The 14,469-nt window shown below is 39.7% G+C and carries 7 protein-coding genes and 3 tRNA genes; 1 reads left to right on the top strand and 9 read right to left on the bottom strand.

What is annotated here, in order from left to right:
- Positions 1–44 precede the first annotated feature (44 nt).
- The 7 genes from rpoC to B2008_RS04840 all read right to left on the bottom strand — a co-directional run bounded on the left by rpoC (position 45) and on the right by B2008_RS04840 (position 11,106).
- Positions 45–3,716, bottom strand: coding sequence for a DNA-directed RNA polymerase subunit beta' (gene rpoC / locus B2008_RS04810; protein WP_281829281.1), 3,672 nt, complete (start codon positions 3,714–3,716; stop codon positions 45–47).
- 12 nt (positions 3,717–3,728) lie between these two features.
- Complete coding sequence (locus B2008_RS04815) at positions 3,729–7,364, bottom strand: DNA-directed RNA polymerase subunit beta (protein ID WP_281829283.1); 3,636 nt, start codon at positions 7,362–7,364, stop codon at positions 3,729–3,731.
- A gap of 226 nt (positions 7,365–7,590) precedes the next feature.
- The gene (locus B2008_RS04820; RefSeq protein ID WP_281829285.1) at positions 7,591–10,065 is read right to left on the bottom strand and encodes an ATP-dependent Clp protease ATP-binding subunit; all 2,475 of its coding nucleotides are present in this window, start codon (positions 10,063–10,065) and stop codon (positions 7,591–7,593) included.
- A gap of 69 nt (positions 10,066–10,134) precedes the next feature.
- Positions 10,135–10,602 carry a GAF domain-containing protein gene (locus B2008_RS04825; RefSeq protein ID WP_392391077.1) on the bottom strand — a complete coding sequence of 156 codons (468 nt, stop codon included), beginning with the start codon at positions 10,600–10,602 and terminating at the stop codon, positions 10,135–10,137.
- A 129-nt stretch (positions 10,603–10,731) separates the two neighbouring features.
- Positions 10,732–10,805: transfer RNA gene (locus B2008_RS04830), tRNA-Pro, on the bottom strand.
- A 40-nt stretch (positions 10,806–10,845) separates the two neighbouring features.
- Positions 10,846–10,920 (bottom strand) — tRNA-Gly (locus B2008_RS04835).
- Positions 10,921–11,034: 114 nt separating this feature from the next.
- Positions 11,035–11,106 (bottom strand) — tRNA-Gly (locus B2008_RS04840).
- Positions 11,107–11,318: 212 nt separating this feature from the next.
- Between B2008_RS04840 and B2008_RS04845 the strand changes: the two genes are divergently transcribed.
- Positions 11,319–11,774, top strand: a complete 456-nt coding sequence (locus tag B2008_RS04845) for a GNAT family N-acetyltransferase (protein WP_006351942.1) — start codon at positions 11,319–11,321, stop codon at positions 11,772–11,774.
- A gap of 66 nt (positions 11,775–11,840) precedes the next feature.
- On the opposite strand, the gene lysS is transcribed toward B2008_RS04845, so the two are convergent.
- Positions 11,841–13,391, bottom strand: coding sequence for a lysine--tRNA ligase (gene lysS / locus B2008_RS04850; protein WP_281828248.1), 1,551 nt, complete (start codon positions 13,389–13,391; stop codon positions 11,841–11,843).
- Positions 13,392–13,407: 16 nt separating this feature from the next.
- Positions 13,408–14,433, bottom strand: coding sequence for a tRNA dihydrouridine synthase DusB (dusB, locus tag B2008_RS04855; RefSeq protein ID WP_080881130.1), 1,026 nt, complete (start codon positions 14,431–14,433; stop codon positions 13,408–13,410).
- Positions 14,434–14,469: the final 36 nt, after the last annotated feature.

Genomic DNA, 14,469 nt, shown 5'->3' on the forward strand with positions numbered 1-14,469 from the left:
CTTTCATTATGGAAGCTTTTCTATTTTTCTCTAACAGAATTTTATTACTTTTGTGGAGTTGCTTTGTCCTTTTCGCCTTTTTCCTTCATTTGTCTTTCAATATCGGCAATTGAATAAACTGATTGAGGTTTAGCAACATCTGCTTGTGGTTCCATATTACGGTAAACAGGCATACCAGTACCAGCTGGAATAATCTTACCAATAATAACGTTTTCCTTAAGTCCAAGAAGTGGATCGTTCTTGCCACGAATAGAAGCATCGGTAAGAACACGAGTAGTTTCCTGAAATGAAGCAGCTGACAAGAAGCTATTAGTTTCCAAAGCGGCCTTAGTAATACCCAAGATTACACTTTGAGCAGTTGCTGGAATACCACCAGAAATAATAACTTCCTTGTTACGGTCTCTAAATTGACCGACATCCATAACTTCACCAGGCAACATGTCAGTTTCACCTGGATCAAGGATACGAACCTTTTGCAACATTTGACGAGTCAATACTTCAACGTGTTTATCTGAAATATCTACACCCTGCATTCTATAAGCTTTTTGAACTTCAGCCAAAATGTATTCTTCAGTTGTTAAAGTATCAGTTACTTGAATCAATTCCTTAGGATCAATTGAACCAAGAGTCAACTTGTCACCACGGTGAACTGTATCGCCTTCAGCTACAGCAACAGATGCAGTGTAAGGGACATCGTATGATCTTGTATCAATCTTGCCCTTTACAGTAATTTCACGCGTGTGATCTGCTGGGTTTTCTTGAATTGAATCAACAATACCATCAACTTCAGAAATTGTAGCACGACCCTTAGGGTTACGAGCTTCAAACAATTCTTGAACACGAGGCAAACCTTGAGTAATATCTTCAGCACCGGCAACACCACCGTTGTGGAAAGTTCTCAAAGTAAGCTGAGTACCTGGTTCACCAATTGATTGAGCGGCAACAGTACCAACCGCTTCACCAACTTCAACTTCTTCACCAGTAGCAAGGTTCATACCATAACACTTACGACATACACCGTGAGGAGTACCACAAGTAAGGATTGAACGAATCTTAACGTGAGTTACACCAGCATCACAAACTTTGTGAGCCAAGTTTTCGTCCATCATGACGTCCTTAGCTACGATAGTTTCACCAGTCTTAGGATCCTTAACTGTTTCAGCAGTGAAACGACCAAGCAAACGATCGAATAATGGTTCGATCATTTCGTCACCTTCCATGATGGCGCTAACTGTAATACCACGATCAGTACCACAATCATCATCACGAATAATAACGTCCTGAGCAACATCAACCAAACGACGAGTTAAGTAACCTGACTGGGCAGTCTTCAAAGCCGTATCGGTCATACCTTTACGAGCACCGTGAGTGGACATGAATAATTCTAGTACTGACAAACCTTCCTTGAAGTTTGAAGTAACAGGAATTTCGAACAAACCACCGTTAGGAGTAGCCATCAAACCACGCATACCAGCTAACTGAGTAAAGTTTGAAATATTACCACGGGCACCAGAGTCGGCCATGATTGTAATTGGGTTTCTTGGGTCATAGATTTGTGCAATTTCATTTTGAACTTCGTCTTTACACTTGTTCCAAATGCTAATTACACGGTCGTGACGTTCTTGCTCAGTAATCAGACCTCTTCTGAATTGTTTAGATACAATATCAACTTGCTTGTGGGCCTCATCTACCTTTTCATCCTTATCAGCAATTTCTGGAACGTCAGTCATACCAATAGTGATACCTGAAGTAGTTGAACTTGTGTAACCTAATTTCTTCAAATCATCCAAGTATTCAGACGTTCTTTGAACCTTGTAGTACTTGTAGACAGTAGCAATTGAATCTGATAAGAAGTCCTTCTTAAATGGAGCAGCAATCAAATCATCAGCAATTGAATCAATCTTCTCATGAATGTCTTCGCCTTCAGCTAAGAAGTACTTAGCATCTACAGGATTATTCAAGTTTTCCTCAGTTGGTTCATTAATGTAGAAGTAATCATCTGGGAAAATTTGGTTGAAGACAATCTTACCATAAGTAGTAATAAAGATACCGTGTTCGTGACCTTTTGGCCATGGCTTCTTAGGCATTGAATCAGCTGACATACCAATAATAGTATGGTAGTGAATGTCACCATTTGCATAAGCAACAGCAGCTTCAGCCGGTGAAGTAAAGATCATGCCTTCACCTTCACGATCCTTTTCAGCCTGAGTTAACCAGTAGTTACCCAAAACAATATCCTGTGATGGAGTAACGATTGGCTTACCATCCTTAGGAGCCAAAATATGGTGCGCAGCAAGCATTAACAAACGAGATTCAGCAACAGCTTCATCTGACAAAGGAACGTGAATAGCCATCTGGTCCCCATCGAAGTCGGCGTTGTAAGCTTCACATGCTAATGGGTGCAAACGAATTGACTTACCAGGAACCAATACTGGTTCGAAGGCTTGAATACTCAAACGGTGAAGAGTAGGTGCACGGTTCAAAAGAACTGGACGTTCCTTAATTACATCTTCAAGTACATCCCAGATATCATCATCTTCACGATCAATCTTGCGTTTAGCATTCTTAATGTTTGATGCAATACCACGCTTAACTAATTCGTGCATTACGAATGGCTTGAACAATTCAAGAGCCATTGGACGAGGAACACCACATTGATAGAACTTCAATTTTGGTGAAACATCGATAACTGAACGACCTGAGTAGTCAACACGCTTACCAAGCAAGTTCTGACGGAAACGACCTTGCTTACCTTTAAGCAGGTGTGAAAGTGACTTAAGTGGACGGTTACCTGGTCCAACAACTGGACGACCACGACGACCGTTATCAATTAAAGCATCAACAGCTTCTTGAAGCATCCGCTTTTCATTTTGAACAATGATATTAGGAGCATTCAAATCAAGCAATCTCTTCAGACGATTGTTACGATTGATAACACGTCTGTATAAATCGTTTAAATCGGAAGTGGCAAAACGTCCACCTTCAAGTTGAACCATTGGACGAAGATCTGGTGGAATAACTGGAACAGCATCCATAACCATCCATTCTGGCTTATTGCCGGAGTTCTTGAATGCGTCCAAAATGTCCAATCTTCTAATAGCACGTGTACGTTTTTGACCAGTTGCAGTTTGAAGTTCTTTCTTCAAGTCAGCAACTTCTTTAGCTAAGTCAACTTTCTTAAGCAATTCACGGATAGCTTCAGCACCCATCTTTGCTTCAAAACGATTGCCGTACTTAGCTTTTTGCTCACGGTATTCAGCTTCAGTTAATAATTGCTTAGGTTCAAGATCTGTATCGCCTGGATCAATTACGATATAAGCTGCAAAATAGATAACTTCTTCAAGCAATCTTGGAGAAATATCCAAAACAAGACCCATTCTTGATGGAATACCCTTGAAGTACCAAATGTGAGTAACAGGTGCAGCCAATTCAATGTGGCCCATCCGTTCTCTTCTTACTTTAGAAGAAGTAACTTCAACACCGCATCGATCACAAACAATTCCACGGTATCTAACACCCGTATATTTACCACACGCACATGACCAATCCTTAGTTGGACCAAAGATTCGTTCATCAAACAAACCATCTTTTTCTGGCTTTAAAGTACGGTAGTTAATGGTTTCTGGCTTCTTAACTTCACCATATGACCAGCTTCTGATCTTGTTAGGTGATGCAAGACCAATTTGCATACTTTCAAACTTATTTACGTCGATCAAAAGTTTAACCTCCTACTGCTTAGAAACTTTATCGTCAGACTTGTCTACTGGTTCCTTTTCAGGTTTGTCTTCAGCAGCTTTTTCATCTGATTTTTCAGTTTCTTTGGCTAACTTCTTCTTTTCTTGTTCTTCAGCCATCCGTGACAAAGTATCAATATTCAAATGTTCATTTGAATCGTCATCCATATCACGCAATTCAATTTCATTATGATTCATATCAAGAACTCTGATATCCAAACCTAATGATTGAAGTTCTTTAACAAGAACACGGAATGATTCAGGAACACCTGGCTTAGGAATTCTTTCACCCTTAACAATGGCTTCGTATGCTCTCACACGACCAACAACGTCATCTGACTTGTAAGTCAAGATTTCTTGCAATGTGTATGCAGCACCGTAAGCTTCAAGGGCCCAAACTTCCATTTCACCGAAACGCTGACCACCAAATTGTGCTTTACCACCAAGTGGTTGCTGAGTAACCAATGAGTAAGGCCCAATTGAACGAGCGTGGATCTTATCATCAACCATGTGAGTAAGTTTCAAGTAGTGCATAACACCAACTGAAACACGGTTGTGGAATGGTTCACCGGAACGACCATCGTAAATAACAGTCTTACCGTCTTTATCCACACCAGCTTGACGAACAGTATCCCAAACTTCGTCTTCGTTAGCACCATCAAATACTGGAGTAGCTACGTGAATACCCAATTGACGAGCAGCCGCACCTAAGTGCAATTCCAAAAGCTGTCCGATGTTCATACGTGATGGAACACCCATTGGGTTCAAACAAATATCTACTGGAGTACCATCTGGCAAATATGGCATATCTTCTTCTGGTACAACTGCAGCAACAGTACCTTTGTTACCGTGACGACCAGACATCTTGTCCCCAACTTGAATCTTTCTCTTTTGGGCAATGTAAACACGGACCATTGTGTTAACACCTGGTGAAAGTTCATCGCCTGCTTCACGAGTGTAGACCTTAACGTCTTGAACAATACCGCCACCACCGTGTGGTACACGAAGTGAAGTATCACGAACTTCACGAGCCTTTTCACCAAAGATAGCATGAAGCAATCTTTCTTCGGCTGATAATTCAGTAACACCCTTTGGCGTTACCTTACCAACTAAGATATCACCATCATGAACTTCAGCACCGATTCGAACAATACCATCTTCGTCCAAATCCTTCAAAGCGTCTTCACCAACGTTAGGAAGTTCACGAGTAATTTCTTCTGGACCAAGCTTAGTATCACGTGCTTCTGATTCATAATCTTCAATACTGATTGAAGTGTAAACATCGTCTTTAACAAGACGTTCAGAAAGCATGATGGCATCTTCGTAGTTGTACATGTTCCAAGTCATAAAGGCAATCAATGGGTTTTGACCCAAAGCAAGTTCACCGAGATCCATTGTTGGACCATTAGCAATAATGTCGCTTGCATCAACCTTATCACCCTTCTTAACGTTAGGAGTTTGGTTGTATGACTTAGAGTTGTTTGAACGACGATACTTTTCAAGAGTGTACTTATCTAAAGTACCATCTTCACGTCTAATTCTGATTTCATTACCATCAACATATTCAACCGTACCTGGAGCCTTAGCTAAAAGTGCAGCACCTGAGTCATGAGCAGCACGGTATTCCATACCAGTACCAACAAGTGAACCATGAGGATTAATCAATGGTGCAGCCTGACGTTGCTGGTTGGCACCCATCAAAGCACGGTTTGAGTCATCGTTTTCAAGGAATGGAATACATGCAGAAGCTACAGACACAACTTGTTTAGGAATAACGTCCATGTAGTCGATCTTGTCTGGAGAAACTTCGACGTTGTCTTCCTTGTGACGAGCCAAAATCAATTTTTCTTTGAAGGAACCATCTTCGTTCAAAGGAGTGTTGGCACCGGCAATGATGTAGTTATCTTCAACATCAGCTGTTAAGTAGTCGATCTTATCAGTAACCTTGTGAGTCTTCCAAGATACACGACGGTATGGAGTTTCAATAAAACCATACTTGTTAATAATCGCATATGAAGCCAAAGAGTTGATCAAACCAATGTTAGGACCTTCTGGCGTTTCAATAGGACATAGACGACCATAGTGAGTATAGTGAACGTCACGAACTTCATAACCAGCACGATCACGAGTCAAACCACCAGGCCCTAAGGCTGACATACGACGCTTGTGTGTCAATTCACCCAATGGGTTGTGTTGGTCCATAAACTGTGAAAGTTGTGAAGAACCAAAGAATTCTTTGATACTTGCAACGATTGGACGAATGTTGATCAATTGTTGTGGAGTTACGGTTGAAGGATCTTGAATTGACATTCTTTCACGAACAACACGTTCCATTCTTGCCAAACCAATTCTGAATTGGTTTTGAAGAAGTTCACCAACACGACGAACACGACGGTTACCTAAGTGGTCAATATCGTCAGTAGTACCAATTTGATCTTGTAAAGCAAAGAAGTAGTTGATTGAAGATAAAATATCAGCTGGAGTCAAGTGCTTTACATCTGAACCGATATGACCATTAGAAATAAGCTTAACTTCTCTTTCAGGGTTAACCTTTGAGTAAACTTTAATTTCTTGAACACTAATTGGGTCTGGCAAAACACCTTCCTTTGAAGTTTGGTAAGTTACCATCTTAAAGTCATCACGATCAAGGTACTTTTCAAGTTTGTCCATTACTTCGTGAGTAACAACAGTACCCTTCTTAGCAATAATTTCACCAGTATCTGGATCAGCTAAAGTTTCAGCCAAAGTTTGACCATATAGACGGTTCTTAAGTGAAAGCTTCTTGTTGATCTTATAACGACCTACTGGAGCCAAGTCATAACGACGTGGATCAAAGAAACGAGCATACAAAAGTGAACGTGAAGAATCAGTAGTCTTTGGTTCACCTGGACGCAGTCTTTCATAAATGTCCTTTAAAGCTTCAGCAACACGTGAGTCAGCTGGGTTCTTGTGAACATCCTTGTCCAAAGTAAATTGCAAAGTATCACTTTGACCAAACATATCTAAGATTTCGCCATCTGAGCCAAGGCCCATTGCTCTAATTAAAACAGTCAAAGGCAACTTACGAGTACGGTCAACACGTACGTAAGAAACATTTTTAGCATCCGTTTCATATTCAAGCCAAGCACCACGGTTAGGAATTACTGTTGTGCCAAAGGTTTGACGACCATTTTTATCAAAATCGCCTGAGTAATATACACCAGGTGATCTTACCAATTGAGAAACGATAACTCTTTCAGCACCATTAACAATGAATGAACCTGATTCGGTCATCAAAGGCAAATCACCAAAGAATACATCTTGGGTCTTGATTTCGCCAGTTTCTTGGTTGGTTAATTTTAAAGTAACATGCATAGGTGCAGCATAAGTTGCATCATGATCACGAGCTTCATCGACAGTGTACTTAGGCTTTTGAAGCTTATAACTTACATATTCAAGTGACAACTTACCTGAAAAGTCGCCAATTGGCATAATGTCATCAAAAACTTCTTTAATGCCTTTGTCGAGAAACCACTTATATGATTGGGTTTGAACATCGGTCAAGTTAGGTAGTTTCAAAACTTCTTTAATCTTTGAAAAGCTACGTCTTGTTCGGTGTTTACCGTAATTCACTACGTGTCCGTTTAACAAGGAAAAACATCCTTTCTGTTAGAGAAAGCAAATATTACAATTCTGTTACAAATTAAAAACACTGCAATTTTAGGCATAAAAAAGACAAAAACAACTAACTGTCGTTTTTGTCTTTATCATTTTGCTGGACAATAGATCAGCAAAATCCTGAAATTCAGCCTTTTAAATCACTTATCACTATACTTGCTTTTGAGGGATTTGTCAACTGCAAAACCTGCTAAATCAATTAATTCTTCACTTTTTCTTTTGCATTTTTGACATCAAATTTCAATTGACCACGACTGCAGCCAATCTTTAAAGTTTGTCCTGCTGCTAAATCTCCATTGATCAACATTTCAGCAATTTGATCTTCAATATCGTTTTGAATAGCTCTTCTTAATGGTCGAGCACCATTTTCTGGATCAAACCCATCTTTAGCAATCTTATCAAGTGCCGCACGAGAGACTTTCAATTCAACGTCTTTCTCTTGCAGACGCACAATCAATTTATGCATCAACAGGCTGACAATTTGACGAAGCTGCTTTTGATCAAGTTCATCAAAAATAATTGTTTCATCAATTCTGTTCAAAAATTCTGGACGGAAGAACTGCTTGAGCGCCTGACGAACTCGATCAGCACGAAGTTGTGCCTGACTTGCGTTATCAGCAGTAAAGCCAACAGCTTTAGTATCAAACAAACTGCGTGAGCCCAAGTTAGAGGTCATAATAATGATCGTATTTCTGAAGTCAACTTTGCGTCCTTTAGAATCTGTTAAAAATCCTTCATCCAATACTTGAAGAAGCAAATTAAAGACATCTGGATGAGCCTTTTCAACTTCATCAAGCAATACTACTGAATATGGGTGACGGCGAACCTGCTCAGATAACTGACCGCCTTCTTCATAGCCTACATAGCCTGGAGCGGAACCAATCAGCTTGCTGCTGGCAACCGGATCCATATATTCTGACATGTCAATTCGAATCATATTATCTTCGGAGCCAAACATTGCAGCAGCAACTGATTTAGCCAATTCAGTCTTACCAACACCAGTTGGCCCTAAGAATAAGAACGATCCGATTGGACGACGTTCATCCTTAATTCCACTTCTGCTGCGGCGAATTGCACGAGCGACAGCTGACACAGCCTTATCCTGACCAATAACACGTTCATGCAAAATAGCTTCCAAATTAGCTAAACGCTTTGTTTCGTTATGCTTCATTTGCGTAACTGGTACGTCAGTCCAAGAGGAAACAACTTTCGCAATATCCTCTGGCTCTACCGTTGCTGATTGACTAAGATTATCATTCAAACTATTCATAATTTGCTGCTTGTTTTCTTGCAAAGCATTTTGTTTATCTTGCAATTTTGCCGCTTCAACGAAATTTTGATTAGCTGCAGCGTCATTTTTTTGACTAATAATCTTTTTAATTTGTTGATCAAGTTGAAGCAAACGATTATCAGAACCGGCATTATTTCTAATCTTAACCGCAGCTCCAGCTTCATCAATTAAATCAATTGCTTTATCAGGAAGATAGCGGTCCGAAATATAGCGCGTAGACAAACTAATCGCATCTTTCAAGCTGTCCTCGGAAATTCTGACATGGTGGAACTTTTCATATTTTGGCTTTAATCCTTCCAAAATTTTTAAAGTATCTGCCTTAGTTGGTGCATTTAACCGAACTTGTTGGAATCTGCGAGCCAAGGCCTGATCTTTTTCGATATATTTTTGATACTCATCAAAAGTCGTCGCACCAATCATTTGCAAATCGCCACGAGCCAAAGCAGGCTTCAAGATATTTGAGGCGTCAATTGCGCCTTCGGCACCACCGGCTCCGATAATTGTATGGATTTCGTCAACAAACAAAATTACTTTTCCGTCTTTGGCGATTTCCTTGAGCATATTTTTCATTCGATCTTCAAATTCGCCCCGGTATTTGGTACCTGCGACCAAATTAGCGATGTTTAAAGACATTACTCGTTTATTCAATAAATCCGTTGGCACTTTTTTATTAACGATGGCTGTTGCAATTGCTTCTGCCACAGCTGTTTTACCAACACCAGGTTCACCAATTAAGATTGGATTGTTCTTTGTCCGTCGTGACAAAATTTGAATAACGCGTGCAATTTCACGATCACGTCCAATTACAGGATCAATTGCGCCTTCAATTACTCGTTTATTAAGATTAATGGCGGCATTATCCAGTGTTGGTGTTGCTGACTTTTTGGTTTGTACATTGTTAACAGTTGGAACGTTGTTAAGCCAGTCGGAAGAATCGCCAAAGTTTTGTCCTTGATTCAAACTATCTTCCACATCTTGGCGCAAATGAGCCAGGTCAACATTCAGATTTTTAAGAATCATTGCTGATAAAACTTGTTCACTCGCTACTAAGCCAAGCAAAAGATGATTCGTTTGGATTTCATGATATCCGCCTTGATCGGCAGCACGTTTAGCGTAATCAAGTATTAAGTTAAGACGTGGTGAAATTTCCATGTAATCAGTGTTGGCAGCTGAGCCGTAACCTGTATAGCGTTCAATTTCTTCTCTAATTGCTGTTGGCGTTAAATTCCATGAACGCAGGATTTTGCCTGCATCCCCATCAGACTCAATTACTAATGCAAGCAATACATGTTCTGTTCCAATTAAACGGTGATGGAAATTTTGAGCTTGTTCTCGGGCAATTTCCAAGACCTGATTTGCACTTTTACTATAAGAATTTTCCATACAAACACCACCTTAAAATTGACGTTCAATATTTTAGTCGCGATCGTCAGTAAAGTAAAATATTTCGCATTAATGCTTAAAAATCACTGCCGCAATTTTTTCTAAATATTCTTGATCTGTTTGATCAAAGTTGTCTTTAACCAACGCATCAAAGTCAAACACGCCCCAGATTTGTCTGTCTTTAAAAATAGGAACAACAATTTCTGACTTTGAACGACTGTCACAAGCAATGTGTCCTGCAAATTGATGCACATCAGTGACAATTTCAGTTTTTTCATTAGCAACTGCTGTACCACAAACTCCCTTGCCAAAAGCAATATGGACACAGGCTGGTTGACCTTGAAATGGGCCTAGTATCAGTTCATTATTTTTAATACGATAAATACCTGCAAAATTGACATTTTTTAAGCCATGAAATAAAAGAGCAGATAAATTTGCCGTATTTGCAATCCAGTCGTCTTCGCCTTCAACTAAGGCTGCGGCTTGTTCGACCAACAATTGATAATCTTTTTTTGAAGCTGCTGACAATAAGACCATTCCTTTCCCTTGGTTCATGTCATTATAACAAAAGCCAAAAGGATTAACTAATAATTAACTTATTTTAGATAAGTGAAGGCTAAATAAAAAAATAAGCATCCCTTATTGAGATGCTTATTCTAATATCAGTCGGGAAAACGCGATTTGAACGCGCGACCTCTACGTCCCGAACGTAGCGCTCTACCAAGCTGAGCCATTTCCCGGTAACAAAAAAAACTCACCTGGCGGTGAGCTTCTATTCTTTGGAGCGGAAGACGGGATTCGAACCCGCGACCCCCACCATGGCAAGGTGATGTTCTACCACTGAACTACTTCCGCAGAACAGTTATTATTATAGCAAAGCATCTAATAAATGCAAGCACTTTTTTAAAAAACATTTTTCATAAATTTAGGTACAAAAAAAGCTCACAGACGTGAGCTTTCATTCTTTAGAGCGGAAGACGGGATTCGAACCCGCGACCCCCACCATGGCAAGGTGATGTTCTACCACTGAACTACTTCCGCGATACAAAAAGTATTATAGCAAAGATTATTCTCTTTGCAAATACTTTTTGAAAAAATATTACTTATCCGTTTTTAACTAAGTTAATTTTAGTTATTGTACCGAATTAAAAAAATTGCTACAATATCTTCAATTTAATTAAAGGAGATTTCACATGAGATTACGTACTATTGCTTTCTAAATCAAAATCTTAATATTAGGAAGCGAGAAAAACATGCCAAAATTTAATATCAGACAATATCAACCAAACGATTATGCTGAAGTATGCCGCATTCACGACGTTAGTCGTAAAGAAGAGCTAACAATTGGTGGTGCGGAAAAATACTTCATACCTTTAGAGACAGCTCCATATAAGGATGATTTTTTCTCCTGCAAAATTTATGTAGCTTATGATGCTGACAGCATATTGGGCTTCGTTGCAGTTCATCTCCAAGAACTGGATTACATTTATGTAGATCCAATTCATCAAAATAAAGGTATCGGGTATGCTTTAGCAACGACAGCTTTGAGGTACATGAGTCGACCAGTTAGTCTTGATGTATTTGCAGAAAATACTAAGGCCAAAAAGCTTTACAAAAAATTAGGCTTTAAGTGTCAAGAAGTTAGATATCAGCAATGGGATTTAAATGATCCTAAAAAATACTCTGATGAAAAAATGATTCTCAATTAAAAAATACATAAACAAAAACTCTTATCCATGCTTAAAACATAGATAAGAGTTTTTTAATTTATAAGATTACTTATTTTCTTTATTCTTCTTTTCCATATCAGCCTTAACTTCAGCTTCTACGCTTTCAACACATTCTGGACGCATTGTTGGGAAGAGCAATACATCACGGATAGCTGGAGCATCAGTCAAAAGCATTACCAAACGGTCAATACCGATACCCAAACCACCTGTAGGAGGCATACCGAATTCCATCGCACGAAGGTAATCTTCATCGATCATATCAGCTTCATCGTTACCAGCATCACGTTCAGCCATTTGAGCTTCAAAACGAGCACGTTGATCATCAGGATCGTTTAATTCTGAGAAGGCGTTGCCGTATTCTTCACCCATAATGTAAATTTCGAAACGGTCAGTAAATCTAGGATCATCGGCGTTCTTTTTAGCTAATGGTGAAATTTCTACTGGGTGACCGTAGACAAATGTTGGATCAACAATGGTTTCTTCACAGTACTTTTCAAAGAAGGCGTTAATTACGTGACCAACCTTCCAGTAGCTTTCACAGTGAATATCGTGATCTTCAGCAATCTTCTTGGCTTCTTCGTCAGTCATTGGCTTCCAGAAGTCAACACCGGTCTTTTCCTTAATCAAGTCAACCATGTGAACGCGGCGGAATGGCTTGCCTAAATCAATGTCTTGACCTTGGTGAGTAATCTTGCCATCTGGAGAAACAACCTTAGCAGCTGCACGAATAATGCCTTCTGCTTCATCCATGACATCATGGAAGTCCCAGTATGCTGCATAACTTTCAAGTTCAGTAAATTCTGGGTTGTGGTGAGTGTCCAAACCTTCGTTTCTAAATACACGACCGATTTCGTAAACACGTTCCATATCACCGACAATCAAACGCTTCAAAGGAAGTTCCAAAGCAATTCTCATGTAAAGGTCAATATCCAAAGCGTTATGGTGAGTAATAAATGGACGAGCTTCAGCACCACCTGGAATATTGTGAAGAACTGGAGTTTCAACTTCCAAGAAGTCTTGCTTGTTTAAGTAGTCACGAATAGCTTGAATAATTTGAGTACGGTGAACAAAACGCATGTAGCTTTCACGGTTAGTGATTAAGTCAAGGTAACGTTGACGATAAATTTGCTCAACATCTTTCAAGCCATGGTACTTATCTGGCAATGGACGGAGAGCTTTTGATAAGAAAGTAACGTGAAGTGCACGGATAGTTAATTCACCCGTATCAGTCTTCATGACTTCACCATCAATTCCTAAGAAATCACCGATATCAGATTTCTTGAAAATCTTGTAATTGTCTTCACCAACGATGTCTTTACGTACGTAAATTTGGATCTTGCCAGTCCGGTCATAAAGATCAGCAAAGCCTACCTTACCTTTACCACGTTTTGCAAGCATTCTGCCCGCGATCTTGGTCTTAGGCATATCTTCGTTTAATTCGTCTTTATCTTCCTTACTGTACTTTTCGTTCAAAGTTTTTGCTAAATCTTGACGATCAAACTTTCTCATGCCATATGGCTCAATACCATTTTCACGCAGTTCTTCCATCTTTTGACGACGAGCGATCAATTGGTCGTTCATTTCATTCTTTGCCAATGTATCTTTCCTCCATTTATTTGTTCACTATAGCGCGTCTAGCTTCGCGTTCGGCCTGCCGTTTTTCATAGTCATCAACGAAATTGTCGAGCAAATCATATACTTCTTGACGTGTCCATACTTCATTTATTTTAGCACGAGTACGAGCTGAACGGGGAATTCCCTTTAAATAGTATGCTGCCTGTTGCCGAAATTCAGGGACGGCAATTTTTTCACCCTTTAATTCTACCAAACCATCCAACTGATGTTTAGCAGTTGCTACTCGTTCACGCACAGTCTGTGGTTTTAGCTTTTCGCCAGTTTCAAGATAATGAACCATGTCTTTGATAATCCATGGATTTCCCAAAGCTGCACGTCCAACCATTACTGCAGTCGAACCAATTTCATCCAGAGCCTTCTTAGCATCTTCAGGCGTACGAATATCTCCATTTGCTACAAAAGGAATATCCAGTGCGTTAGCTACATCATGCAACACTTCCCAGTCTGCATGACCCTGGTACATTTGTTTACGAGTTCTGCCATGCATTGCAATCATTGATGCTCCAGCTTCTTGAGCTGCTAACGCATTTTCAACTGCAAAAATATGCTTGCGATCCCAGCCGATTCTCATTTTAACCGTAACTGGCTTAGAAACATTTTGCACAACGGCATGAACCATCTGATAAATCTTGTTTGCATCCAATAGCCATTTTGAACCAGCATCGGTTTTAGTTACCTTGGGCACGGGACAACCCATATTAATGTCAATTATGTCAGCCGCAGTATGTTGATCAACATATTGAGCCGCTTCAAGCAAAGTTTCTTCCGTTCCCCCGAAAATCTGAATACTCATTGGGTGTTCACGTGGATCAACTTGCATCATGCTCAACGTTTTTTTGTTGCGATAAATAATTCCATGATCAGAGATCATTTCACAAACAACTAATCCTGCACCGAATTCTTTGCACACCATTCTAAAAGCCGAATTTGAAACACCAGCCATTGGGGCAACTACAACTCGATTTGGGATAGTAATATCGCGTATTTTCCAGCTATTATCCACCAAATCATCCTTTCAAATACTCCAATATTGTAACAA

The organism is Lactobacillus sp. UBA5813, from assembly GCF_002417895.1.
Taxonomy (GTDB): Bacteria; Bacillota; Bacilli; order Lactobacillales; family Lactobacillaceae; genus Lactobacillus; species Lactobacillus amylolyticus.

What these genes read in the sequence shown, in the direction of transcription:
- B2008_RS04820 (WP_281829285.1), bottom strand. Translation starts at nt 10,065, where the DNA reads ATGGAAAATTCTTATAGTAAAAGTGCAAATCAGGTCTTGGAAATTGCC.
- B2008_RS04825 (WP_392391077.1), bottom strand. Translation starts at nt 10,602, where the DNA reads ATGGTCTTATTGTCAGCAGCTTCAAAAAAAGATTATCAATTGTTGGTC.
- B2008_RS04845 (WP_006351942.1), top strand. Translation starts at nt 11,319, where the DNA reads ATGCCAAAATTTAATATCAGACAATATCAACCAAACGATTATGCTGAA.